The organism is Sphingopyxis sp. SCN 67-31, assembly GCF_001725095.1.
This window is the reverse complement of record NZ_MEFH01000018.1, coordinates 57969-82754: the sequence shown is the minus strand read 5'-3', so window position 1 is coordinate 82754 and position 24786 is coordinate 57969. Positions and strand designations below refer to the sequence as shown.

The following is a 24786-nucleotide window of genomic DNA, read 5'->3' as shown; positions in this document are numbered from 1 at the left end:
GAAACAGAAAATCCCGCGGCGCCGGTCGGGGCGCCGCGGGACATGGCCGTCAGAATTTGACCGCGAAGTCGACCCCGAATTCGCGCGGCGGCTGATAGAATTGCGAGATCGGGGTCGCGCCGGCGTTGGTCGCGCCCGAAATCACCTTCTGGTCGGTGAGGTTCGAGCCGTAGAGGGTGACCTTCCACCGGTCGTCCTCGCCCGCGACCGCGATGCTCGCGTTGAGCAGCACGACCTCGTCGCGGTAATAGCCGGGCAGGTTGCTGCGGCCCCAGGTGTTGAAGCGCGACGAATAGCGCGCGTCGCTGTGCAGCTTGATCTCGCCGAACGACATCGGGATCGCATAGTCGACCGCCAGGCTGCCGCTCCACTTCGGCGCGTTGGCGAGGTCGAGACCCGACGAATCGGTCGGGACTGCGAAGGTGCCGTTGGGCACGCCGTTGATCAGGATCGGCTGCGCCGGACCGCACTGGCCGGGTTCGGGCGCCCCGTTGGTGAAGACGCCGTTCGTGTCCGCGCAGAAATCGGTATAGCGCGCGTGGAGATAGGCGAGGTTGGCCCCGATCGTGAGGCCGTCCGCCGGACGCAGCAGCGTCTCGACCTCGAAGCCGTAGATTTTCGCCGCGGCGATGTTGGTCGTGATATTCTCCGCGCGGACGGCGCCCATCTTCGTCACCGACCCCTGAAGGTCGCGATAATTGTTGACGAAGCCCGCGACGTTGAAGCGCAGCAGCCGGTCGAACAGGTCGGTCTTCGCGCCGACTTCGAAGGCGTTGACATATTCGGGGTTATAGGGGCCGACATTCTCCGCGATCGTGCCGCGCGAGTTGAAGCCGCCCGCCTTGTAGCCCTGCGAATAGTTGGCATAGACCATCGCGCTCGGCGAAACGCGATATTCGGCGGTCAGGCGCGGGGTGAATTCGGACCACGACGCCTTGAGGCTGGTCGCGAAGGACGAAAGCTGCGCGCCGCTGAGCAGGGAAGCCATCACCGCCTGGGTATAGGCGTCCCCGGTCAGGTTCCCGACCGACGCGGTGTTCGTGCGCACCTGCGTCGCGATGTCGTATTTCTTGCTGTCATGGCTGAAGCGGCCGCCGATCGACAGCGTCAGCCCGTCGGCGGGGTGCGCGTTGACCAGCGCGAACACCGCATAGCTTTCGGTGTTCTGGTGCAGCTGCGCCAACGTCGTCGTCGTGGGGGTCGCGAACACCGTATTGAACTGCCGCCACTTGTCGGTCTGGTAATAGAGGCCGACGACGAAATCGACCGGCTCGCCCGCCGGCGAGACATAGCGCAGCTCGCCGCTCCTCGATTCGCCCGAGAAATCGCGGATGACGTCGAGCGCCGGACGGGGATCGATCAGCCCGTCGAAGTCGCCACGCGTGACATAGGTCAGGTGGCGATAGCCGAGCACCGAGGTGATCGTGCCGTAGCCGACGTCGAGGTTCGAGGTCCACGACCCGCCATAGGTTTCGGTGTTGGCATAGGGATCGAACAGCACCGCCGCCTTGCGGACGTCGGTCTTGACGACGTCGGGCAGCAGGTCCCAGTTGGCATCGCCATTGTCGAGGACGTGCGGCGCCGGACCGGTGGTCTTCTGCTTCAGCCAGTCGGCGACGATCGTCGAATCGAAAGCGCCGCCCCGGTCGAAGTTGAGCGCGCCGCGCACCGACTTCACATTGGCGCCGTTGAGGCGGTTGCCGGTGATCACGTTGCGGGCGTAACCGTTATAGTCGCGGAAATTGACCGAGACCTTGGCCGCCAGCGCGTCGTCGGCGAAACGGCCCGAATTGAGCTTGCCGCGGAACTGCTTCAGCCCGAACGAGCCGAGCGTGACCCGCGCCTCGCCGCCGAAATCGTCGGTCGGCCGCGCGGTGATGACGTTGATCGTGCCGGCCAGGTTGTTCTTGCCGAACAGCACGCCCTGCGGACCCTTCAGCACCTCGATGCGCTCGACGTCGAACAGGTCGAGCATCGTGCTCGACACGAAGGGGATGTAGACGCCGTCGATGATCGTGCTGACCTTGGGGTCGGCGTTGGGATCGGGGTCCGCCGTGCTCATGCCGCGGATCGAGATCATCGGCACGTTGGCGACCAGCCCCTGCGTCTGCAGCACGACGTTGGGCGCGATGCCGTTGAGGCTGGTGATATTGGTGCTGCCGCTCGATTCGACCATCTCGCTGTTGAAAGCGGAGATCGAGATCGGCACGTCCTGCACGCTCTCGCTGCGGCGCTGCGCGGTGACGACGATGTCGCCGAAGCCGCCGCCCGAAGCGCCTTCGTCGGCCGACTGGGCGTGGGCGGGCGCGCTCGTCAGCGCGACGGCGGCGACCGAAAGAAACAGAAATGCGGTTTTCATCATGTCCTCCCTGATGGGCGGACGCACACGCCCGCCCGCGCATTTGCGCGGCGGACCGTCATACGGCCGCTGCCTTGGTGGAACGGGAGTCCTGGGGGCTTTTTGCCTCTTCACTCGCGATGCGGCCTCGGCCTGTGTCCGGCGCCGACGGGTCTGCGATCCTCACGTCCCACGGCTCCATTAGCATAGGAAAAATATACTTCAAGTGCTAAGTATTATCAGGCTGAAAAAGGGGAAATCCCCGGAAAAGCGCTTGCTACATCGGGGGTGGATTGGCTACAAGTTAGATATCTAAGTATTTTGCGCGACTCCGCCCAGTGGGCGGGATGCGCGTCGGGGGAGCGCGGCGGTGCGAGAATCGAAAGGCGGCGATGAAAGGATGGCGGCGGCCCGGCGCGCGCTGCGCCCGAGTCGCTTCGCCGCGCGCGCCCGGCGCGGAAAGGCTGCCCGCCGATGATCGCGCCGCGCACGCTCTACGACAAGATATGGGACGCGCACGTCGTCGCCGAGGACGATGGCGAGACCTTGCTCTACATCGACCTGCACCTGCTGCACGAGGTGACCTCGCCGCAGGCTTTCTCCGCGCTTGCTGCCGCCGGGCGGCCGGTGCGGCGGCCTGCACTGGCGCTCGCGCTTTCCGATCATAATGTCCCGACCGAAGGGCAGGCGGGCGGGCCCGCCGCGGTCGCCGACGGCCAGGCGCGCGCGCAGATCGAGGCGCTTTCCGACAATTGCGCGCGCTTCGGCGTCGAGCAGTTCGCGATGGGCGACCCGCGCAACGGCATCGTCCATGTCGTCGGCCCCGAACAGGGGCGCTCGCAGCCGGGGATGACGATCGTCTGCGGCGACAGCCACACCTCGACTCACGGGGCCTTCGGCGCGCTCGCCTTCGGCATCGGGACGAGCGAGGTCGAGCATGTGCTCGCGACGCAGACGATCCGCCAGCGCCGCTCGCGCAACATGCGGATCACGGTCGACGGCGTGCTGGCGCCGCACGTCCACGCGAAGGATCTCGCGCTCCACCTGCTCGCGATGCTGGGGGTCGACGGCGCGACCGGGCATGTCATCGAATATGCCGGGTCGGCGATCCGCGCGCTGTCGATGGAGGCGCGGATGACGCTGTGCAACCTCAGCATCGAAATGGGCGCGCGCGCCGGGCTGATCGCGCCCGATGCGACGACCCATGCCTATCTGAAGGGGCGCCCGGCCGCACCGGCGGGGTCGGCGTGGGACGCGGCGCTGGCGCGCTGGGGCGTGCTGGCGAGCGACGAGGGCGCGCATTTCGACCATGAGCTGTGGGTCGATGCCGCCGCCGTCGGTCCGATGGTGAGCTGGGGCACCAATCCGGCACAGGTGGTCGGAATCGGCGGCCACGTCCCCGACCCGGCGCGCTTCGCCAGCGCCGAGGCGCGCGCCGCCGCGGCGCGGGCGCTCGCCTATATGGACCTGACGCCCGGGCAGCCGATCGCCGGGCAGCGGCTCGACCGCGTGTTCATCGGCAGCTGCACCAACAGCCGGATCGAGGACCTGCGCGCCGCCGCCGCGGTGCTGCGCGGGCGCCGCGTCGCGCCGCACGTCCGCGCGATGGCGGTGCCCGGATCGGGGCTGGTCAAGCGGCAGGCCGAGGCGGAGGGCCTCGACGCCGTCTTCCGCGCCGCGGGCTTCGACTGGCGCGAGCCGGGCTGCTCGATGTGCGTCGGGATGAACCCCGACCGGCTGCGTCCCGGCGAGCGCTGCGCGGCGACGTCGAACCGCAATTTCGAGAATCGCCAGGGGCGCGGCGGCCGCACCCACCTGATGAGCCCGGCGCTTGCGGCGGCGAGCGCGGTGGCGGGCGCGATCGCCGCGCCCGACGACCTCGACGCGCCGCGCTGAGCGGTGCGCCGGCGTTCAGCTTCGCTGCTCCACCCTCATCGCCTTTGGCCTATATGCCCATCGGTCAGGCAAGAGCCTGTTCCCCGGCGAAGGCCGGGGCCCGGATGGCGTAGCGCCGCCCCGCACGGACCCCGGCTTTCGCCGGGGGGACGATTCCGTGTCGGACCGGGATGATCGTCAACTTGTTTCCGGGGGCATGGATGCCGAAACAGGTTCAGCATGCCGAAGGAAAGGATGACTCCGTCGAAACCGGAATATTCACGAATCCCCGACCGAACGCGCCGCGCGGGCGGTCTCGAATCGGGCGATCGCGGCGGCGTGGCGCAGCGTGCGGTCGATGTCGTCGAGCCCCTCCATCAGCGTGCGCCGGTCATCGGGATCGACGGCGAAGGCCAGCGATTCGCCGGAGGCGAGGTCGATGCGCTGCTCGGCGAGGTCGACGGTGATCGGCGCGAACTGCGCCAGTTCGACCTCGCGGCGCAGCCGCTGGCACAGCGCGTCCGGAAGGCGGACCAGCAGCAGCCCGTTCTTGCGCGCATTGTTCGCGAAGATGTCGCCGAAGCTGGGCGCGATGACGCAGCGGATGCCGAAATCGGTGAGCGCCCACACCGCATGCTCGCGCGACGAGCCGCAGCCGAAATTGCGGTCGGCGATCAATATCTGCGCGTTCCGGCACGGGCCGCGGTTGAGGATGAACGAATCGCGCTCGGCGCCGTCGTCGCGGTAGCGCAGTTCGTGGAACAGGTGGCGGCCCAGCCCGTCGCGGGTGAGCGACGTCATGTAACGCGCCGGTATGACCATGTCGGTGTCGACATTGGCGAGTGGGAGCGGTGCGGCGGTCGCGGTCAGCCGATCGAATTTTAGCATGGCTCATCCTTTGAACTTAGGATACTAAGTATATCGGATCGGCGGCGCTGTCCAACCCTGCCGGCGCGCCGAAACTATTGCCGGACGAATCATAGGCCCCTACGGTCGGTTTCAGGTTCGTTCGATCAGGCAGGGTCCGCGCGCCCGCGGACCGATTGGGGGGAAGAGCATTGGCCAAGACGAATCCGACATTGCGCTATCCGGCCGAATATTTCACCAATCCGGAAAACAGCATCGGCTATCTCGCCCGCATCACCTTTCGCTCCTTTTCGCGCCTGCTCGAACGCGGCACGCTGTCGCACGGCGTGTCGTCGGGACAGTGGCGCTTCCTGCGCCAGCTGTGGCGCGAGGACGGCATCACCCAGCGCGAGTTGAGCGAGCGGGTCGGGATGCGCGAGCCGACGACGGTGGTCGCGCTGAAAGGGCTGGAGAAGGCCGGCTTCATCACGCGCCGCAAGACCGACGCGGACCGGCGCAAGACCTTCATCTATCTGACCCCGCACGCGAAGAAGCTGGAAATCCTGCTCGCGCCGATCAACGCCGAGGTGCACCAGATCGCGACGCGCGGGATGAGCGACGATGAGGTCGCGCAGTTGCAGGCACTGATGCGCCGCGTCATCGCCAACCTCGCCGACGAGACGGCGAAGCTGACGATCCTGTCGGACGCCAGCGCCTGATCCGTTTGTCGGCGGTTGCCCCCGCCCCGATTGAAGGTTAGAACACTAACCAATTTCGATCGGGAGGGACCATGACCCATATCGCAGTCATCGCCGGCAGCACGCGCGCCGGATCGTTCAACCGTGCGCTCGCCCGGCTCGCCGCGGCCCGGCTCGCGGCGCACGGCGCCGAGGTGGTCGAGGTCGATCTGGCGACCTTCGACCTGCCGCTCTATTCGGCGGCGCTGGAGGCGGAGGCCTTTCCGCCCGACGCGCTGCGCCTCAAGCAGCTGTTCGCGGCGCAGGACGGGCTGTTGTTCGTGTCGCCCGAATATAACGGTTCGGTGCCGCCGCTGCTCAAGAACGCGATCGACTGGGCGTCGCGCCCGACCGGCGACGAGGGGCTCGTCGCGCTGACCGCCTATCGCGGCAAGGCGACGGCGGTGATGGCGGCATCGATCAGCCCGTTCGGCGGGCTGCGGGCGCTCGCGCACCTGCGCCAGATCCTTTCGACCGTGCAGACGCTGGTGATTCCCGAACAGGTGCTGGTGCCGAACGCCCATGCGGCGTTCGACGCCGAAGGCGCGCTGAAGGATGCGCTGCCCGCGTCGCTGGTCGACATGACCGCGGCGCGGCTGGTCGCGGTCGCAGCCGCACTGGCGGGTTAGGACTTCAGGCGCGCTCGACGGCGGGCCGGCGCTCGATATTGTCGCCCCAGTCGGCCTCGAGCGCTTCGAGCAGCGCGTCGAAGCGATCCTGCCCCAGCTTTTCGGCGAGCTGGCCGGTGAGCGCGTCCATCGCGCGCTGTGCGTCGCGGCGCATCCGCGCGCCGAGTTCGGTGAGCGACACGATCATGTGGCGGCGGTCGCGCGGGTCGACCTCCAGCCGGACGACGCCGAGCCGGACCATCTGGTTGATCGTGCTGTGGATCGCCTGACGCGACACGCCGAGGTTGCGCGCGATGTCCGACGGGCGCACGATGCCGCTGGCGATGTTGGTCATGATCATCGACTGCGGCCGGCTGATGTCGGGCCAGCCGCGATCGTGAAGCCGCGACTGCAACCCTTCGTCGAGCCAGCAGAAGCGTTGGAATAGTGCGATGATGAGCTGATTGGTGCGCATGGAATGCCGCGATGAACCCCTGTTTCCCGGTCGGACGCCGGCGGCGCGACGCTAGAAGAAGGGACGGGGCGAAGCAAGGCAGAGCGGCGTTGCAAACCGGAGATACTTAGTATACTATGCTTTTACCGGCCGGGGATGCAAGGAGGCCGGACCAACGAGGGAGGACCGCGGGCCCATGGACGGACTGATGCAGAATGTGCCGCTGACCGTCGATCGCATCATCGATCATGCGGCCGCCTGGCACGGCGCGCGCGAGATCGTGTCGCGCGATGCCGAGGGGCGCGTCACCCGGTCCACCTATGCCGCCGTCCACGCCGACGCCGGGCGCGTGTCGAACGCGCTCGCCGCAGAGGGCATCGCGCCCGGCGACCGCGTCGCGACGATGGGCTGGAACGGCGCCCGCCACCTTGCCGCCTGGTACGGCGCGGCGGGGATGGGGGCGGTGCTCCACACGCTCAATCCGCGGCTGTTTCCCGAACAGATCGCCTATATTGCGAACCATGCCGGCGACCGGCTGCTGATCGCCGACCCGGCGACCGCCGACCTTGTCGAGGAATTGCTGCCGCAGGTGCCGTCGATCGAGAAGGTGATCTTCTTCTGCGATGCGGCCTCGCTGCCGAAGACGAGCTTTCCCGCCGTCGCCTTCGACGACTGGATCGCGGATCATCCGGCTGACTATGCGTGGGGGGATTTCGACGAGAATGCCGCCTGCGGTCTCTGCTACACCAGCGGGACGACGGGCAATCCGAAGGGCGTGCTCTATTCGCACCGCTCCAATTACATCCACGCGCTGATGACCTTGCAGCGCGACGCGCTCGCGCTTTCGGCGCGCGACACGGTGCTGCTCGTCGTGCCGATGTACCACGCCAACGCCTGGGGCGTCGTCTATTCGGCGCCCGCGGTCGGTGCGAAGCTGGTGCTGCCGGGGCAGCGGATGGACGGCGAATCGATCTACAACCTGATCGAGCAGGAGGGCGTCACCTATTCGGCCGCGGTGCCGACCGTGTGGCAGATGCTGCTGCAATATATGCAGGAGAACGGCAAGCGCTTCACGACGCTGGAGCGCGTGACGATCGGCGGATCGGCATGCCCCGAATCGATCATCCGCACCTTCCGCGACGATTATGGCGTCGACGTCATCCAGGGCTGGGGGATGACCGAGACCTCGCCGCTCGGTACCGTTTCGGTCCCGAACGCGTCGGTCGCGGCAAAGTCCGACGCCAAGCAGATGGCGTACAAGCTGAAGCAGGGCCGGCTGCTCTGCGGGCTGGAGATGAAGCTGGTCGACGATGCGGGGAACCGCCTGCCGCACGACGGCCGGACGCCCGGACGGCTGATGATCAAGGGGCCGACGATTGCGGCGGGCTATTTCGGCGGTGAGGGCGGCGACGTGCTCGACGAAGAAGGCTTCTTCGATACCGGCGACGTCAGCACGATCGACGCCGAAGGCTATATGCAGATCACCGACCGCGCCAAGGATGTGGTGAAATCGGGCGGCGAGTGGATCAGCTCGATCGAGATCGAGAATATCGCGATGGGGCACGATGCGGTCGCCAACGCCGCGGTGGTCGGCGTCGCGCACCCCAAATGGGACGAACGGCCGATCCTGCTGTGCGAACTGAAACCCGGCGCGACGGCTTCGGCCGACGACCTCAAGGCCTTTCTCGACGGCAAGATCGCCAGATGGTGGATGCCCGACGACGTGCTGTTCGTCGACGCCATCCCGCTCGGCCCCACCGGCAAGATCGACAAAAGGGCGATCCGCGCCGGGCTGGAAGGCTATGAACTGCCTTTCGAGGTCAGCCGTTGATATGTTCCCCACTTTCGTCATCCCGGATCAAGTCCGGGATGACGATGGTGAGATATAACCAGCAGGAGAGAAACTAATGGACCCGAACGGGATCGAAGGACTGGACGCGCAATTCATCGGAAGGGTGTCGCCGACCGCGCCGCGCATCCAGGCCGGCGGGCATCCGTGCCAGGGCATCTACTGGACCGAGGCGGGCAAGCGCCCGAAGGTCGCGATCATCGCCACCCATTACAACGTCGATTTCTCCGAACATTATATCGCGCCCTATTTCGCGCGGCAGGGCTTCGGCTTCCTCGGCTGGAACACGCGCTATCGCGGGATGGAGGACCAGTTCCTGCTCGAACATGCGGTGCTCGACATCGGCGTCGGGATGAAGTGGCTGAAGGAAGAGGCCGGGGTCGAACAGATCGTCATCCTCGGCAATTCGGGCGGCGGCTCGCTGATGGGGGCCTATCAGGCCGAAGCGATCGCGCCGACGCTGACCGACCGGCTTCCCTCCGCCGGGCAGGATGCGCTCGCGCAACTGGTGAAGGGCGACCTCTACATCAGCTTCAACGCGCACCAGGGACGCCCGGAGGTGCTGACCGACTGGATGGACGCGTCGGTGATCGACGAGAATGATCCGACGCTGACCGACCCCGAACTCGATCCGTTCAACCCCGACAACGGCCCGCCCTATTCGGACGAATTCATCGCCAAGTATCGCGCCGCGCAGCGCGCGCGCAACCAGCGGATCACCGACTGGGCGAAGGCGGAATTGAAGCGGCTCAACGATGCCGGAATCCCCGACCGGATTTTCCCGATGTTCCGCTGCTGGGGCGACATCCGCTGCGTCGATCCGGCGATCGACCCGTCGGACCGCAAGCCCAACTGGTGCTATCGCGGCGACCCCGCGATCGCTAACCGCTCGCCGAGCATCGGCCGCGCGAACACGATTCGGACGTGGCTCAACATGTGGAGCCTCGAAACCTCGCCCTGCCAGGGCCAGCCGCACCTCGCCAAGCACGACACCCCGGCGCTGGTCGTCCAGGGAACCGCCGACACCGGCGTCTTCCCGAGCGATGCGCGCAAGATCTTCGATTTCCTCGGATCGACCGACAAGCAGCTCGAACTGATCAAGGGTGCGCATTATTTCGAGGATTCGATCGAGGAGCGGCAGAATGCCGCCGACCTCGTCGGCGCGTGGATCCGGGAGAAGCTGTAAGTGGACACGGCCGGCGCCGACATCGTCGAAGGGTTGCGCGGCGCCGGCCTGATCGGGACGGAGGCGCCGGCGCTCGAACCGCTGACCGGCGGCGTATCATGCGACGTGTGGAAGGTCGAGACGGCGGCGGGGCCGATCGTCGTCAAACGCCCGCTCGAACAGCTCCGCGTCGCCGCCGAGTGGCACGCGCCGGTAGAGCGCGGCGCGAGCGAGGTGCGCTGGCTGAAGCGCGCGCGCGGCGTCGATCCGCGCATCGCGCCCGAGGTGCTCGCCGAGCTGCCGCACTACGGCTTCGCGATGCGCTTCCTGCCCGATTGCCCGGTGTGGAAGGACGAACTGATCGCGGGACGCGTCGATGCGGATTTCGCGGCGATGGTGGGCGCGCGGATCGCCGCGGTGCACGCCGCGACCGCGAACAGCGCCGCTGACCGCGACGCCTTTCCGACCCAGGCGATGTTCCGCGCGCTGCGCGTCGATCCCTTCCTGCTGCACGTCGCCGATCACGACGCCGAGCTGGCGCCGGTGCTGCGCGACCTCGCCGACGCGCTGTCGGCGACGAAGATCGCGCTGGTACATGGCGACGTCAGTCCCAAGAATATCCTCGTCGCCGCCGACGGCCCGGTGTTCCTCGATGCCGAATGCGCGGTCTATGGCGATCCGGCCTTCGACCTCGCCTTCTGCACGACGCACCTGCTGCTCAAGGCGGTGTGGCTGGACGATGCGCGGCTGGGCGATGCGGCGGTGGCGCTGGTCGCGGCCTATCGCGCCGGCATCGACTGGGAAGCGCCGGACGGGCTGCTGCTGCGCGCCGGCCGGCTCACCTCCGCGCTGCTGCTCGCGCGCGTCGAGGGCAAGTCGCCCGCCCCCTATCTGACCGACCCCGAACACAAGCGCGTCGTGCGCGATCAGGCGCGGGCGCTGCTGCGCGATCCCGCGCCCGTCGACGCACTCGTCGCCAACTGGAAAAGGACTTTTGCATGACCTCGCGTATCGCCTCCGTCACCGGCCGCCAGCTCTGGGATTCGCGCGGCCGGCCCACCGTCGAGGCCGAGGTGCTGCTCGAATCGGGCGCGGTCGGCCGCGCGATCGCGCCGGCGGGCGCCTCGCGCGGGGCGCATGAGGCGATCGACCTGCGCGACGGCGGCACGGCATTCGGTGGCTATGGCGTCAATGGCGCGGTCGCCGGAATCGGCGCCGAGATCGCGGGGGCGATCGCCGGCATGGACGCGCGCGATCAGGCGGCGGTCGACAAGGCGCTGTGCGACCTCGACGGGACGCCGAACAAGGCGCGGCTCGGCGCCAATGCAGTGGTCGCGGTGTCGATGGCGGTGCTCCACGCGGCCGCGGCCGATGCGCGCGAGCCGCTGTGGCGCTATCTGGCGGGCAGGCGTCCGGTGCGCATTCCGCTGCCCGAAATCCAGATTTTCGGCGGCGGCGCGCACGCGGGACGGCGAACCGACGTGCAGGATTTCATGGTGATGTGCCCGAAGGCGGGCAGCTTCCGCCGCGCGCTCGAGATCACCGACGACGTCTATCGCGCCGCGGGCCGCCTGATGGAGGCGAAGGGTCCGCTGTCGGGGGTCGCCGACGAAGGCGGCTGGTGGCCCAATTTCGACTCGAACGAGGATGCGCTCGACACGCTGACCAGGGCGATCGAGGCGAGCGGGCACCGCGCGGGCGAGGAGGTGTTCATCTCGCTCGACATCGCCGCGAACGAGCTGGGCGACGCATCGGGCTACAGCCTCGCGCTCGACGACGGGCGGCTGACGAGCGAGCAGATGGCGGCGCGGATCGTCGAATGGGCGAAACGCTATCCGATCCTGTCGATCGAGGATCCGGCGGGACAGGATGACTGGACGGCGATGGCGGCGGTGACCGCGGCGATCGGCGACCGGGTGCAGATCATCGGCGACGACGTGCTCGTCACCAATGCGGAGCGCGTCGAACGCGCGGGCGAGGCGGCGGTGTGCAACGCGGCGCTGATCAAGGTCAATCAGGTCGGCACCGTGACCGAGGCGAAGGCCGCGCTCGACGCGGCGGTGGCGCGCGGCTGGGGCGCGATCGTCTCGGCGCGCTCGGGCGAGAGCGAGGATGTCACCATCGCGCATCTCGCGACCGGCTGGGACGCGGGCCAGCTCAAGGTCGGCAGCTTCACCCGTTCCGAACGCATGGCGAAGTGGAACGAGATGCTGCGGATCGAGGAGGCGATGGGCGCCGACGCGGTGTTCGCGGGCTTCGGCGCCTTTGCCGCGCCGATCGGGACCGTCGCGGCATGATCGTCCTCCACGCGCGCCCCAGCCCCGGATTCCGCGACGCGGTCGACGCGGTCTTTGGCCCCGGCGTCGTGGTGCATGTCGACGAGGCGGCACCGCTCGGCGCGGTGGCGCCCGACATCACCGCGCTGCTCCACGTCCTGACTCCCGTCACGCCCGACTTCATTGCCTCGGCGCCGAAGCTGAAGCTGATCCAGAAGCTGGGGGTCGGCGTCAACACGATCGCGCTCGACGCGGCGCAGGGCCACGGCGTCGCGGTGTGCAACATGCCCGGCACCAACAGCCAGGCGGTCGCCGAGATGGCGCTGTCGCTGATGATGGCGGTGCTGCGCCGCACCTGCTTCTTCGACGCGCGGACGCGCGCCGGGGAGGGGTGGAGCGCCGACCCGGCCGAACTCGACAGCGTCGGCGAGGTGGCGGGGCGCACGGTCGGGCTGGTCGGTTTCGGCCATTCGGCGCAGTTGCTAGCGCCGGTGCTCGCGGCGCTGGGCGCCAGGGTCGTCTACACGGCGCGCAGCCGCCGCGACGCGCCCTACGACTATTGGCCGCTGGAGCGCATCGTCGCCGAGGCCGACATCGTCTCGCTGCACATGCCGCTGACCGACGAGACGCGCGGCGCCGTCGATCCGCTGGCGATGAAGAAAGGCGCGGTGCTGGTGAACACCGCGCGCGGCGAGCTGGTCGATGCGGCGCGGCTGGTCGAGGCGCTTGCCTCGGGGCATCTGCGCGGCGCCGGGCTCGACGTGTTCGACCGCGAGCCGGTGGCGCCGGGCGATCCACTGCTGGCGCTGCCCAACGTCGTGCTCGCGCCGCATATCGCGTGGCTGACGCCCGAGACGCTGGTGCGCAGCCTGTCGGTCGCGCACGAGAATATCCGCCGGCTCGGCGCGGGTGAAGCGTTGCTGCATCGGGTGGTATGAACCCCGATGCTTCAGGAATTCAGACCATGACTCTCCCCATCGTCCTCATCACCGGCCAGCTTCTGACCGACGCCGTCTGGCAGCCGCTGCTGGGCGCGTGGGCCGACCGCGAGGTCATCCTCGCCGACAATCGCAGCGACGACCGGATCGAGGATTTCGCGCAGCGGCTGCTCGACAACGCCCCGCCGCGCTTCGCGCTGATCGCGCACGCGATGGGCGGCTTCGTCGCCTTCGAGGTGATGCGCCGCGCGCCCGAACGCGTCGCCCGGCTCGCGCTGCTGTCGACGCTCGCCTCGGCCGACGGCCCGGCGCAGACGGCGCGGCGGCAGGGCTATATCGACCTGGTGGAAAGCGGGCGCTTCGACCAGGTGGTCGAGGAACGCATCCCGATCCTCTTCCCCGAGGAGAAGCGCGGCGACGAGCGGCTGCTCGGTATCGCGCGGCGGATGGCGGCCGACACCGGCGCCGACACCTTCCTCGCGCAGCAGCGCGCGATCATGGCGCGCATCGACAGCCGCCCGCGGCTCGGCGAGATCGCGGTGCCGACGCTGCTGGTCTGGGGCGAGAAGGACGGCATCACCAGCCGCGCGCATCATCAGGAGATCGCCGATGCGATTCCCGGCGCGCGGCTGGCGGTGGTGCCCGGCGCGGGGCATCTGACCACGATCGAGGCGCCCGAGGTGGTGGTGCCGCTGCTGACGGAATTCGTCGACGGGTGATTTGCGGCGCAATAACGCCTTGTCATCCCCGCGAAAGCGGGGATCCAGGGTGCGCGTCGGCTGATCCAACCCTGGATTCCCGCTTTCGCGGGAACGGCAAAGCTATTTCAGTTCCGCGCGCGCCAGCGCCGTGCCGTCGACCATCGCCTTGAGCTTGGCCAGCGAATGCTCGCGGCTGTGATATTTCATCCCGCAGTCGGGGGCGATCCACAGCCGGTCGGCGTCGACGTAGCGCAGCGCCTCGCGGATGCGGCCGGCGACGACCTCCGGGGTCTCGACCTCGGGAATCGAGAGGTCGAGGACGCCATACATGATCGTCTTGGACGGCAGCTCGGCGAGGATCGCGGGGTCGAGCCCCGGCTGCGCCGCCTCGATCGAGATGACGTCGATGTCGGAGGCTTCGAGCTCGGCGAGGAAATCATAGGCCTTCGGCTTGGGTCCGGTCGCCCCCGCGCCGTGGTGGACCATCGCATAGCCGAAGCAGATGTGGAGCGCGGTCATGCCCTCGACCCCGTCGAGCGCGCGGTTGATCGCCTCGATCGCATAGCCCTGCGCTTCGCCCGCGCGCGCTTGGAGATAGGGTTCGTCGAGCTGGACGACATCGACCCCGGCGGCGAACAGGTCGCGCACCTCGGCATTGACCGCGTCGGCATAGTCCATCGCCAGCGACCGCGCGTCGGGATAATAGCCGTTCTCGGCCTGCTGGGTCATGGTGAAGGGGCCGGGGAGGGTCAGCTTCACCGGCTTCGTCGAATGGCGGCGCAGGAAGGCGGCGTCCTGTGCCTCGATCGGCGCGACGCGGCGGATCGGGCCGGAGACGAGCGGCACCGGATTCGCGTTGCCGGTGCGGTCGATCGCGGTGCCGTGCCGTTCGCGGTCGATCCCCGACAGCGCGGTCGCGAGCCGGTTCGAATAGCTTTCGCGCCGCATCTCGCCGTCGCCGACGATGTCGATGCCGACTTCCTCCTGGTCGCGGATCGCCATCAGCGTCGCGGCTTCCTGCGCGTCGGCGAGCCACGGATCGGGGATGCGCCACAGCGTTTCGGCGCGCACACGCGGCGGCAGGCTGGCCTTGAGCCGCTCGCGGTCGATCAACCAGTCCGGCTGGGGGTAGCTTCCGACGATGGTTGTCGGCAGGATGGGGTGATCGACCAAGGCAAATCCTCTCTTTTTGGACTAGTCAAATATTTACTTAGTATTCTATCTAACTCAAGATCAAAGTGACGGTGGGAGAGCGAAATGATTGACCTGGATGCCATCCGCACGCTGGCCGACATACCGGCGGCGCAGGCGCGCAAGCGCGGCGACGCGGTCGCGGTGAAGTTCGGCGACCGCGAGACCCGCTTCGCCGAACTCGACGCGCAGTCGAACCGCGTGGCGCACGCGCTGATCGCCGCAGGGGTCGTGCCGGGCGACCGCGTGTCGGTGCTGACCAAGAATCACGACGCCTGGTATCCGCTCTTCTTCGGCACCGCGCGGGCGCGCGCCTGCCTTGCGCCGATCAACTGCCGGCTCGCGGCGGGCGAGATCGAATTCATCCTGGGTGATGCCGGGCCGAAGCTGCTGTTCGTCGGCGAGGATTTCTTCGACACCGCGCTGGCGGCGGTCGCCGGACTGCCGAACCCGCCGCGCCTCGTCGCGCTCTATGGCGCGCATCCGGCGTTCGAATCGCTCGACGCCTGGATCGGCGACGCGCCCGCGACGCCACCCGCCGACGAGCCGCAGCTCGGCGACGACGTGCTCCAGCTCTATACCAGCGGCACGACCGGGCGGCCGAAGGGCGTGGTGCTGGCGAACCGGACCTATCGCCGCTTCCTCGAGATGGCGACCGAGATCGACGGCTTCGCCTATGACGAGGACGAGACGGTGATGATCGTCATGCCGCTGTTCCATGTCGCGGGGACGAACGTCAGCTTCTCCGGCCTCGCGCAGGGCGGGCGGCTGGTGCTGGTCAAGGATTTCGCCGCGGGCGATGCGATCGCGATGCTGAGCGAGGAACGCGTCGCGCACGCCTTCCTCGCGCCCGCGATGATCCAGATGATGCTGCAGCAGCCGGGGGCGGAGACGGGCGACTATGCGCGGCTGCGCTCGATCGCCTATGGCGCCTCGCCGATCGCCGAGGATGTGCTGCGCCGCGCGCGCGCCGTCTTCGGCTGCGACTTCGTGCAATTCTACGGCATGACCGAATCGGCGGGGGGCGGCTCCTATCTGTCGCCCGCGGCGCACGACCTGCCGGGCAAGCTGACCTCCTGCGGCCAGCCGTGGCCGGGGGCCGAGATGGCGATCCTCGACGGCGAGGGCCGGCCGCTCGGCGACGGCGAGATCGGCGAGATCGCGATCCGCGGCGACATCGTGATGAAGGAATATTGGAACCGGCCCGAAGCGACCGCCGAGACGGTCGTCGACGGCTGGCTGCACACCGGCGACGTCGGCTATCGCGACGCCGACGGCTATTATTTCGTCCACGACCGGATCAAGGACATGATCGTCTCGGGCGGCGAGAATGTCTATCCGGCCGAGGTGGAAAGCGCGATCATGGGCTGCCCCGGCGTCGCCGACGTCGCGGTGATCGGGGTTCCCGACGCCAGGTGGGGCGAGGCGGTGAAGGCGCTGATCGTCCCGGCGCCCGGCGCCGAGGTGGCGGCCGACGACGTCATCGCCTGGGCGCGCGAGCGCATCGCCGCCTACAAGGCGCCAAAAAGCGTCGACATCATCGACGCGCTGCCGCGCAACCCGTCGGGCAAGGTGCTGCGCCGCGAACTGCGCGCGCCCTATTGGGAAGGCCGCGACCGCGCGGTGGGATAAAGGCTTTCCGACCCTGACGGCGTCATGGCGGGGACCGATTTCCGTCGTCCCGGCGAAAGCCGGGGCCGCCATCGCGCCGGCGTCAGCCTTCAGGCTTCGCGGGGGCGACGATTTGGCGTTCGATGGCCACCCAAAAAAGTGTTTATATCGTTTTGCCAATACCGAGGAACTATTCTCCTCATTATACCCCTGAGACAGGGACGCTGGTGATCCCCGGCGAAAGCCGGGGTCCATGCGAGGCAGCGCTGTGCCATCTGGACCCCGGCTTTCGCCGGGGAACGCTCACGTGTCGGAAGGGGATGATTGCGAACTTGTTTCAGAGCCTGCCCCGGACCCGATCCGGGGGGCCATTGGCCTGCCCCCGAAGCGAGCGCGGCGTACAAGGAGATATCCGGCCATGGATGCTGAAAACGAGTTCAGCATGACGAAGGCTGGGGAGGGCGGGACGCCTGCCTCATATTTGCAAACGATATAATCGCCAAAAAAAAAGGGCCCGGCGCGCGGCCGGGCCACAGGGGATTCCCAAATCGACGGGGCCTATTCGGCGGGCGTCATCTCGCCGGCCAGCGCCGCGTCGTTCGCCGCCAGCGCCTTGTTGCGCAGGACGAATCCCTCGCGCCGGGTGCCGTCGGCCTGGCGCGGGTCGTGCGCGACGTCGGCGTCGGTGAACTCGCCGTTCGCCATCGTCCACGCCGCGAATTCGAGGCAGACGCCGTCGGGGTCGAAGAAATAGATCGAGCGGACATAGACGCTGTCGTCGAAGCTGTCGGCGACCTGCGTTTCCGAATTGTCGTGGTTGAGGATCGGCGTGACGTCGATGCCCTTGTCGATCAGCCGCTGGTGATATTCCTCGAACTTCTCGGCGGGCACGTTGAAGGCGATGTGGTTCATCGACCCGTGCGCCGACATGAAGTTGCCGCGGGTCGGCAGCGCCTCGGGCGCCGCGATGCCGGGCGCCGCCTCGGGCGCTTCGGGGAACCAGAAGAAGGCGAGGCTGTCGCCGTTGCCGAGGTCGAAGAAGAAATGCTGTCCGCGCCCGCCCGGCAGGTCGAGCGTCTTGACGAGCGGCATGCCGAGGACGTCGCGATAGAATTCGACCGTCTTCGCCATGTCCTTGCATACCAGCGCCAGGTGGTTGACGCCGCGAAATTCGAATTCCTTATTGGTTGCAGCCATGATCCGTCTCCTTCGTGCAATCGGCTGTAGTCAGTTCGGGTTGGCGCCGGGGCGGGCCTTCATCCCCGCGAACCAGCGCGCGATGTTGGCGCAGGCGGGGTCGAGCGGCTGACCCACCGTGGCACCGAAATCGAGAAAGGCGAAAAGCAGCAGGTCGGCGAGGCTCAGCCGGTCGCCGGCGATGAAGTCGCGCCCGGCGATCAGTGGATCGAGCCAGCGCAGCCCGTCCTGGGCGATCGCCTTCAGCCCCGGCGCCGCCTCCGGCACGCAGCGCATCCGCGATTCGAACAGCGGCAGCCCTTCGGCGAAGCGGAAGCCGTTGGCGAGCGGCTCGCAGATCTTGAGGTCGACGCGGCGCACCCACATGCGCGTGCGTGCGCGTTCCTCGGCCGTGGTGCCGATCAGCGGCGGCGCGGGAAACAGCTCCTCCAGATATTCGCAGATCGCGGTGATCTCGGTCAGCACCGAGCCGTCGTCGAGCGCGAGCGCGGGGGTCTGCCCGGCGGGGTTCACCGCGCTGTTATAGGGCGCGCGCCGGTTCTCGCCGCCGCGCAGGTCGACCTCGACCGTGGGGATGTCGATCCCCTTTTCCGCCATGAACAGGGTCACGACGCGGGGGTTGGGGCCGACCGAATTATAGAATTGCATCGCCATCCTCTCGGCACGATTCCTAGCATGTTCGGAGCCAACCGTCAATTAACTTGACGGTTGGCTCCGCGTCTCTTCGTACGACCCTTTCGCCCGGTCATTCGGGCTTGCGCGCCGGGGCGCTCAGGAAGTCGGCGGCGTTGAAGCCCTCGGGCGCCGCGATCTCGACGATCGGCTCCTCGCGCGCGTCATATTCCATGCGCAGCGCGCGGGTGATCACCGCGTGCATGTCGTAAAGGCAGGTGATGTAGGTGAATTCGAAGATCTGCTCGTCGTCCCAGAAGCTCTTGAGCTTGTCGAACACCGCGAGCGGGACGCGGCCGCCCGCCTGGCTGAGGCAGTCGGCATAGGCGAGCACGGCGCGTTCCTGCTCGTCGAAGCAGTCGGCGACCGCCCAATGCGGGATGGCGGCGATCTTCTCGTCGGACACGCCGAGCCCGCGCAGCGACTTGCAATGCTGCGAAAAGACGAACTGGCTGCCCTTCACCCAGCCCGCGCGCGTCTGGCCGAGCTCGCGCAGCACCGGGTCGATCTTGCGCGCCGGATGGCGATAGACCGCGAAGCCGTCGACCGCATGCTTGAAGATGTCGGGCGCGAGCGCATAGACGGTCCACCAGTCGCCGGGCGTGCCGGTCGCGGTGCCCGGCTCGGCGACCGGGTCGCGATCGCCGAACAGGCGGTTGTAATAGGCGATGACGGTCTCGTCGGTCACTTCGGACCGGGGGACCTGGCGCAGCACGGGCATGGCGTCCTCCTCAGGCGTCGGCATATTTGCGGAATGCGGCAACATGCGCCGAATCGAAATATTCGTCGAGCCGCGCGATCTTGCCGTCCTCGACGCGGCAGACGATCGCGCAGGGCAGCCGCACCGCGACGTCGTCGTGCACCCGCCGGCCCTTCAGCACATGCTGCTGGACGAAGCCGCCGGGAAAGACGTGGAGTTGGCGTTCGGCATAGGCGCGGTCCTTGATCCGCGCGACCATGCCGGTCAGCGTCGCGGCGGTCTGCTCGGGGGTGACGATCGCCTCGTCGCTGTTGTGCCAGATCTCGGCACCGGGGGCGAAGCTGGCCTTCATCGTCTCTATGTCGCCGGCCTCGATCGCGTCGAAGAAGCGCTGGGCCATCGCCCGGATATCGTCCTGTTCTGCCATCATCGTCTCCCGATCGTTTCCTGAAAATAGGGTCACTCGGCGAAATCGCCCTCGAGGTGGCGGGCCATCGCATATTGCGCGACCCCGGCCGCGGCGGCGAAGGGCAGGATGCTCAGCAGCGCCCAGCGCAGGCTCTCGTCGCCATGCACCGCCTTCAGCGCGTCGCTGACCATGCCCACGAACAGCGGGCCGAGCCCCAGCCCGACGATGTTGAACATCAGCAGCAGCAGGGCCACCGATGTCGCGCGCGAACCCGGCGGGGTCAGGTTCTGGACCAGCGCCAGCGCGGGCGCCACATAGACGGTGCAGGCCGCCATCGGCAGCAGCATCAGCGCCAGCGACAGCCGCCAGTCGTCGACCAGCAGCGCCGCCGCCAGCGTCGGGACGAGGATCAGCGTCGCGAGCGCCGGGATCGTGCCATAGGCCCGCGTCGAGCGGCGCGCGAAGCGGCTGACCAGCCAGCCGCCGCCGAGGATGCCGATGCCGAAGGTGAGTCCCGCGGCGCTCGCATACCAGGTCGCCATCGCCTCGAGCGGCATCTTCTGCGTCCGCATCAGGAAGGCGGGAATCCAGTTGAGCATGCCATAGCTGACGAAGGCGGCGAGCCCGCTGCCGACCAGCACCATCCGCAGCGAGGGGCGGCGGACGAAGGCGGCGAAGCATTGGGCGAAGGTCGGGCTGGCGTCGGTGGCCGTCCCGGCGTCCGCCGGCACGCGCGCCGGCGCGTCCATCTGCCCGCGCGGCGGCTCGCGCACCAGCCAGACGAGCAGCGGGGCGACGACGAGCCCGACGAGCCCGACCGCGAAAAAGGCCTGGCGCCAGCCGATGTGCGCGGCTGCCCACGCGCCGAAGGCCGTGCCGAGAAAGACCCCGAACGGCCCGTTGAGGGTGAAGAGACCCGACACGAACGGCCGCTGCGCCGGCGGATAATAGTCGGCGAGCACCGACAGCGACGGCGCGGTCCCGCCCGCCTCTCCGGTGCCGACGCCGAAGCGCATCACCGCCAGTTGCCAGAAATTCGACACCATGCCGCACGCGGCGGTGAAGACGCTCCATATCACGCAGGCGATGCCGACCAGCTTCACGCGGTTCCAGCGGTCGGCGATCATCGCCACCGGCACGCCCATCGCGGCATAGAAGAGCGCGAAGGCAAGGCCGGTGAGCAGCCCGAACTGGGTGTCGCTGAACTGCATCTCGGCGCGGATCGGCTCGACGAGCACAGAGAGGAGCTGGCGGTCGAGGAAGTTGATCGTCCCGACGAGGAACAGCATCGCGAGCGCGACGGTTCGGCGAAGGCCGAGGCCGCGATCGGGCGGCGCGGCGCCTGCTTCCAGCGCGGTGGCTTGCGTCATGGCTCTCCCCGAAACGTGATTCTTGCTTCGCCGGAATGCTTAGGTATTTAAGTTTATCTGTCAACGCGCTTTACGGTCGACCGGGCGCGGCAGCGGGAGAGATATACATGGACATCAAGGGAAAACGCGCGATCGTCACCGGGGCGGCGTCGGGCATCGGCCGCGCGACCGCGCTGATGCTCGCCGGGCGCGGCGCGGCGGAGATCGCGCTCGTCGATATCGACGGCGCGGGGCTGGAGGACAGCGCGCGGCAGGTCGCGGCGTTGGGCGCGCACGCGATTCCGCATCGACTCGACCTCGCCGACCTCGCGGCGGTCGCGGCGTGGTTCGGTGCGCAGGGCGATGCCGACATCCTGCACAACAATGCCGGGGTCGTGTCGGGGCCCGACGCCTTTCCCGAAATGCCCGTCGACCGGATCGGCTGGATCGTCGACGTCAACCTGACCTCGCTGGTCGTCGCGACGCAGATCGCGGCGCGGGCGATGCGGGCGCGCGGCGGCGGGGTGATCGTCAACACCGTGTCGACCGTCGCGCTCGGCCCCGGCTTTCGCGATGCGATGTATGCGACGACCAAGGCGGGGGCGATGATGTTCACGCGCTGCTGCGCGGCGCTGAAGGCCGACTGGAACGTCCGCGTCATGGGAGTGCTCCCCGGTCTCACCGACACGCCGATCCTCCACACGACCGGCGGCGACCGCGCCGCCGACTGGATGGCCCCGATCCTCGCCAACAACGACCGCTGCCAGCCCGAAGACATCGCCGCGGCGGTGATCGACCTGATCGAGGACGACGATCTAGCGGGCGGTGACTGGGTCGCGGTGCGGCGCGAGCAGGGCGTCGTCACGCGGCAGTGGGGGCACGACACGCCGGCGGCATAGAGTGTCTTCACCGCCCGCCGACTCCGAAAATACGGCAAGACGACAATCCGGAGCGCCGGTTTTGATCCAATCAAAACCGAACACTCTATAGAAAACGGCCCCCTCCGCAGATGCGGAGGGGGCCGCCTTCACCCCAGGGACTGCCCCCTGTTTTAGAATTTCACCCCGGCCTCGATCGCGATGTTGCGCGGCGGTTCGACGAACAGGATCGAACGTTCCGAGGTGGTGATGGGGACCGGCAGGCGGAAGGCGCTGCCGGTGGTCAGCTTGTCGGTCAGGTTCTTGCCGACCAGCGCGATGTGCCAGCTGTCGTCCTGCGGCGCGAATTGCAGGCGCAGGTCGAGCTTCGCATAGCCGCCCTGATAGCCATAGAGCGGGCTCTGGTCGTCGGAGTCGAAGAAGCCCGAGCGGCCGCCGAGCACCGCCGTGCCGTCGAGCTTGTAGTCGCTGACGTCGACGCGGCCGTGGACCGCGACGTTGCCGGTGAACTTCGAAGTATAGGGCAGGCGGCGCCCGCTGAGATCGCAGATCGGGCCCGTCATGCCGGCCAGGCAGGGGGCGTCCGGATAGCGATCATATTTGATGTCCTGATAGGCGGCCGACGCCGTGATGTCGAAATAGCGGCTCGGCGCGATGCGCAGCGAGGCCTCGACGCCCTTCGCCGTCGCCGATGCCGCGTTCTTGGTGATGTAGGACGAGGAATCGGGGTCGTAGCCTGAGGTCTGGAGGTTGGTGAACTTGGTGTCGTAGACCGACAGGTTCAGCGTCGCGCGGCCGTCCCACAGCGTCGACTTGATGCCCGCCTCCCAGTTGCGCGAGCGTTCGGGCTTGTAGACGAAGGTCGCGTCGGTGGTGCCGAAGGTGTTCGACACGAAGCCGCCCGACTTCGACCCGCGGCCATAGACCGCATAGACCATCAGGTCGCGCGAAAGGTCGTACTGGACCGTGATCGACGGATCGGTGAGGCCTTCGCTGATCGAACCGCTGGCTGTGGTCAGCGGCCGGAACATCTGGCCGTCGAGCAGCTTGCCGCTGAACGTCCCGTCCTTGTGCGTGTTGGTGTAGCGCAGGCTGCCGATGATTCGCACGCCTTCGACCGGACGCACGGTCGCCTGACCGAATACCGACAGGGTGCGCGATTTCTGGTGGAAATAGAGCTGGTTCAGCGAGACCAGATTATAGGCGCGCAGGTCGTAGTAGAGAAAGGGATCCACATTGTAGCGCGCGGTGTCGTAATAGGCGCCCACGACATATTCGATCGTGCCGCCGGTCGGCGACAGCAGGCGGAGTTCCTGCGAGAACTGGTGGAAATTCTCGGGATATTTGTTGGCGACCGAATTTTCGACGACCGGACCAGCGGGCGTCTGCTGGTCGAAATAGTTGGTGACGTCGCCGTTGAACCACGAATAGCCGGTGATCGAGGTCAGCGTGTGGTCGCCGACCTTGAGATTGGCGATGACCGAACCGAGCACCGAGCGATTGCTGTAGCCTTCCCGGCCGAGCGGATATTCCTCGGTATAGCGCTCGAGCTTCGGGCGCTGCCTGGTATTGACGGGGCTCGACACGCCGAGCCCGCCGATGCGGTCGTAGTTCGATATTTCGAGCTTCGCCGACATGTCGAAGCTGTCGCTGGGTTCCCACAGCGCGCTGACGCGGAACAGCTGCAACTTGTTGCGCGGGTCGTCGCGGCCCGTGGCGAGATTCTTGATATAGCCTTCCTGATTCTGGAGCCGCGTCGCGACGCGCAGGCTCAGCGTGTCGCTGACCGGGCCGGAGACATAGCCGGTCAGGTCATAGCCTTCGAGGTCGAAATTATAGGTGCCGGTGACGCCGCCCTCGAACGAAGAGGTCGGACCGGCGCTGACGACGCTGACCGCGCCCGCCGGCGTGTTCTTGCCATAGAGCGCACCCTGCGGGCCGCGCATCACCTCGACGCGCGCGACGTCGAAGAAGGGATTGAGCGCCTGGCGCATCTTGCCCGCATAGACGCCGTCCATATAGACGCTGACCGCCTGGTCGAACGAGAAATTCTGCGGCGGCGAGCCGAAGCCGCGGATATAGATGGTGTCGTTGCCGTTGGTCTGCTGCACGAAGACGTTGGGGACGTAATTCTGTACCGCCTTGAAATCGACGGCGGCAAAGTCGGCGATGCGTTCGCCGCTGACCACTTCCATCGAGATCGGCACATCCTGCAGATTCTGCGCGCGCTTCTGTGCGGTGACGATGATCTCGCTACCGGTCGCGGCGGTGTCGGCGGCATCCGCGGCCTGCGCCATCGCCGGTGCCGCGCCCGCGGTCATCGCGGCCAGGGCCACGCCGGATAGCAGAATCGGATGAAGAAACTTCATATGCACCCTCCCTTTTCGTTGTTCCGGCATCCCGATAGCCTTCGGGGTCCGTCAATCTGATTGACCCTTAGTATACTAATGGTTTTATACTGTCCATAGCTTTGGCAGGAGGATTCAGCATGACGCAGCAGGATAAGGCGCCGGTTCCGGCGGGACTCGAAAGCCGCCACCTGTGCACGGTGGAGTTCGATGTCGGCGGCGGCATCATCGCGATCGGGGCGTCGCCCTTTGGCGAGCAGCGCGTCGGCTATGTCACCGGCGGGCGCATCCTGGGGCCGCGAATCACCGGCGAAGTGCTGCCGGGCGGCGGCAACTGGCCGCGCTCGGGCCGGATCGGCGATGCGGCGGTGGGCACCTTCGACGCGCGCGCGGTGTGGAAGACGGACGAGGGCGACCTCATCTACCTGACCTATACGGGACGCAGCCTGATCCCCGACGACGTCCGGGCGCTGTTCGCTGACCCCGCGAAGCCGCCGGTCGATCCGTCGCGCTATTATCTGCGCATCGCCGCGGTGTTCGAGACCGCGAGCGAGACCTACGGCTGGCTCAACGGCACCCTCGCGGTCGGGGTAGGCGAGGTCACCGGCTTCGGCGTGCGACACGTCTTCTACGAGATCGGGTGA

Annotated in this window: 22 protein-coding genes; 12 read left to right on the top strand and 10 right to left on the bottom strand. The window is 67.7% G+C overall.

Annotated elements, in window-relative coordinates; translation table 11 throughout:
- Window positions 1-49: 49 nt before the first annotated feature.
- On the bottom strand, window positions 50-2359 hold the full coding sequence (locus ABS88_RS03470; RefSeq protein WP_158682364.1) for a TonB-dependent receptor: 2310 nt from the start codon (window positions 2357-2359) through the stop codon (window positions 50-52).
- Between the two features lie 453 nt (window positions 2360-2812).
- Between ABS88_RS03470 and leuC the strand changes: the two genes are divergently transcribed.
- Window positions 2813-4234: a 3-isopropylmalate dehydratase large subunit gene (gene leuC / locus ABS88_RS03465; RefSeq protein ID WP_076073464.1), complete on the top strand. Its 1422-nt coding sequence runs from the start codon at window positions 2813-2815 to the stop codon at window positions 4232-4234.
- 258 nt (window positions 4235-4492) lie between these two features.
- Here the strand turns inward: leuC and leuD are convergent, their stop codons facing one another.
- Window positions 4493-5101: a 3-isopropylmalate dehydratase small subunit gene (leuD, locus tag ABS88_RS03460; protein ID WP_076073465.1), complete on the bottom strand. Its 609-nt coding sequence runs from the start codon at window positions 5099-5101 to the stop codon at window positions 4493-4495.
- Window positions 5102-5271: 170 nt separating this feature from the next.
- Here leuD and ABS88_RS03455 point away from each other — a divergent pair, with 170 nt between their 5' ends.
- Entirely contained in the window at window positions 5272-5778 is a 507-nt protein-coding gene (locus tag ABS88_RS03455) for a MarR family winged helix-turn-helix transcriptional regulator (protein ID WP_076073466.1), read from the top strand.
- A 71-nt stretch (window positions 5779-5849) separates the two neighbouring features.
- Window positions 5850-6425, top strand: coding sequence for an NADPH-dependent FMN reductase (locus ABS88_RS03450; RefSeq protein WP_104960226.1), 576 nt, complete (start codon window positions 5850-5852; stop codon window positions 6423-6425).
- Window positions 6426-6429: 4 nt separating this feature from the next.
- Here ABS88_RS03450 and ABS88_RS03445 read toward each other — a convergent pair whose 3' ends face one another.
- Window positions 6430-6879, bottom strand: a complete 450-nt coding sequence (locus ABS88_RS03445) for a MarR family winged helix-turn-helix transcriptional regulator (protein WP_067111196.1) — start codon at window positions 6877-6879, stop codon at window positions 6430-6432.
- A gap of 175 nt (window positions 6880-7054) precedes the next feature.
- On the opposite strand from ABS88_RS03445, the gene ABS88_RS03440 reads away from it, so the two are divergent.
- From ABS88_RS03440 to ABS88_RS03415, 6 genes are all read left to right on the top strand, one after another.
- Window positions 7055-8689, top strand: coding sequence for a long-chain-fatty-acid--CoA ligase (locus ABS88_RS03440; RefSeq protein ID WP_076073469.1), 1635 nt, complete (start codon window positions 7055-7057; stop codon window positions 8687-8689).
- A gap of 76 nt (window positions 8690-8765) precedes the next feature.
- Window positions 8766-9893 carry an alpha/beta hydrolase gene (locus ABS88_RS03435; RefSeq protein WP_104960227.1) on the top strand — a complete coding sequence of 376 codons (1128 nt, stop codon included), beginning with the start codon at window positions 8766-8768 and terminating at the stop codon, window positions 9891-9893.
- On the top strand, window positions 9894-10874 hold the full coding sequence (locus ABS88_RS03430; protein WP_076073471.1) for a phosphotransferase family protein: 981 nt from the start codon (window positions 9894-9896) through the stop codon (window positions 10872-10874).
- Window positions 10871-12169 carry a phosphopyruvate hydratase gene (gene eno / locus ABS88_RS03425; protein WP_076073472.1) on the top strand — a complete coding sequence of 433 codons (1299 nt, stop codon included), beginning with the start codon at window positions 10871-10873 and terminating at the stop codon, window positions 12167-12169. The genes ABS88_RS03430 and eno overlap by 4 nt, the downstream gene beginning before the upstream one ends.
- A complete protein-coding gene (locus ABS88_RS03420) occupies window positions 12166-13086 on the top strand; it encodes an NAD(P)-dependent oxidoreductase (protein WP_076073473.1) in 921 nt (306 codons plus the stop codon). Before eno ends, ABS88_RS03420 begins: the two co-directional genes overlap by 4 nt.
- Window positions 13087-13112: 26 nt before the next feature.
- A complete protein-coding gene (locus ABS88_RS03415; RefSeq protein ID WP_067111178.1) occupies window positions 13113-13805 on the top strand; it encodes an alpha/beta fold hydrolase in 693 nt (230 codons plus the stop codon).
- Window positions 13806-13907: 102 nt separating this feature from the next.
- Here ABS88_RS03415 and ABS88_RS03410 read toward each other — a convergent pair whose 3' ends face one another.
- Window positions 13908-14960 carry a cobalamin-independent methionine synthase II family protein gene (locus tag ABS88_RS03410; RefSeq protein ID WP_076073474.1) on the bottom strand — a complete coding sequence of 351 codons (1053 nt, stop codon included), beginning with the start codon at window positions 14958-14960 and terminating at the stop codon, window positions 13908-13910.
- Between the two features lie 84 nt (window positions 14961-15044).
- Between ABS88_RS03410 and ABS88_RS03405 the strand changes: the two genes are divergently transcribed.
- Entirely contained in the window at window positions 15045-16610 is a 1566-nt protein-coding gene (locus tag ABS88_RS03405; protein ID WP_076073475.1) for a long-chain-fatty-acid--CoA ligase, read from the top strand.
- 537 nt (window positions 16611-17147) lie between these two features.
- Here ABS88_RS03405 and ABS88_RS03400 read toward each other — a convergent pair.
- From ABS88_RS03400 to ABS88_RS03380, 5 genes are all read right to left on the bottom strand, one after another.
- Window positions 17148-17786, bottom strand: coding sequence for a VOC family protein (locus tag ABS88_RS03400; RefSeq protein ID WP_082737042.1), 639 nt, complete (start codon window positions 17784-17786; stop codon window positions 17148-17150).
- Window positions 17787-17816: 30 nt separating this feature from the next.
- Entirely contained in the window at window positions 17817-18434 is a 618-nt protein-coding gene (locus ABS88_RS03395) for a glutathione S-transferase family protein (protein WP_076077433.1), read from the bottom strand.
- Window positions 18435-18531: 97 nt separating this feature from the next.
- Window positions 18532-19179, bottom strand: coding sequence for a carboxymuconolactone decarboxylase family protein (locus ABS88_RS03390; RefSeq protein WP_067106899.1), 648 nt, complete (start codon window positions 19177-19179; stop codon window positions 18532-18534).
- A 10-nt stretch (window positions 19180-19189) separates the two neighbouring features.
- Window positions 19190-19588, bottom strand: a complete 399-nt coding sequence (locus ABS88_RS03385; protein ID WP_083674939.1) for a nuclear transport factor 2 family protein — start codon at window positions 19586-19588, stop codon at window positions 19190-19192.
- A gap of 29 nt (window positions 19589-19617) precedes the next feature.
- Entirely contained in the window at window positions 19618-20937 is a 1320-nt protein-coding gene (locus ABS88_RS03380) for a spinster family MFS transporter (protein WP_076073476.1), read from the bottom strand.
- Window positions 20938-21044: 107 nt separating this feature from the next.
- Between ABS88_RS03380 and ABS88_RS03375 the strand changes: the two genes are divergently transcribed.
- A complete protein-coding gene (locus ABS88_RS03375; RefSeq protein ID WP_076073477.1) occupies window positions 21045-21815 on the top strand; it encodes an SDR family NAD(P)-dependent oxidoreductase in 771 nt (256 codons plus the stop codon).
- A 152-nt stretch (window positions 21816-21967) separates the two neighbouring features.
- On the opposite strand, the gene ABS88_RS03370 is transcribed toward ABS88_RS03375, so the two are convergent.
- Window positions 21968-24163, bottom strand: a complete 2196-nt coding sequence (locus ABS88_RS03370; RefSeq protein ID WP_076073478.1) for a TonB-dependent receptor — start codon at window positions 24161-24163, stop codon at window positions 21968-21970.
- 119 nt (window positions 24164-24282) lie between these two features.
- Here ABS88_RS03370 and ABS88_RS03365 point away from each other — a divergent pair, with 119 nt between their 5' ends.
- Entirely contained in the window at window positions 24283-24786 is a 504-nt protein-coding gene (locus ABS88_RS03365) for a DUF3237 domain-containing protein (RefSeq protein WP_067106800.1), read from the top strand.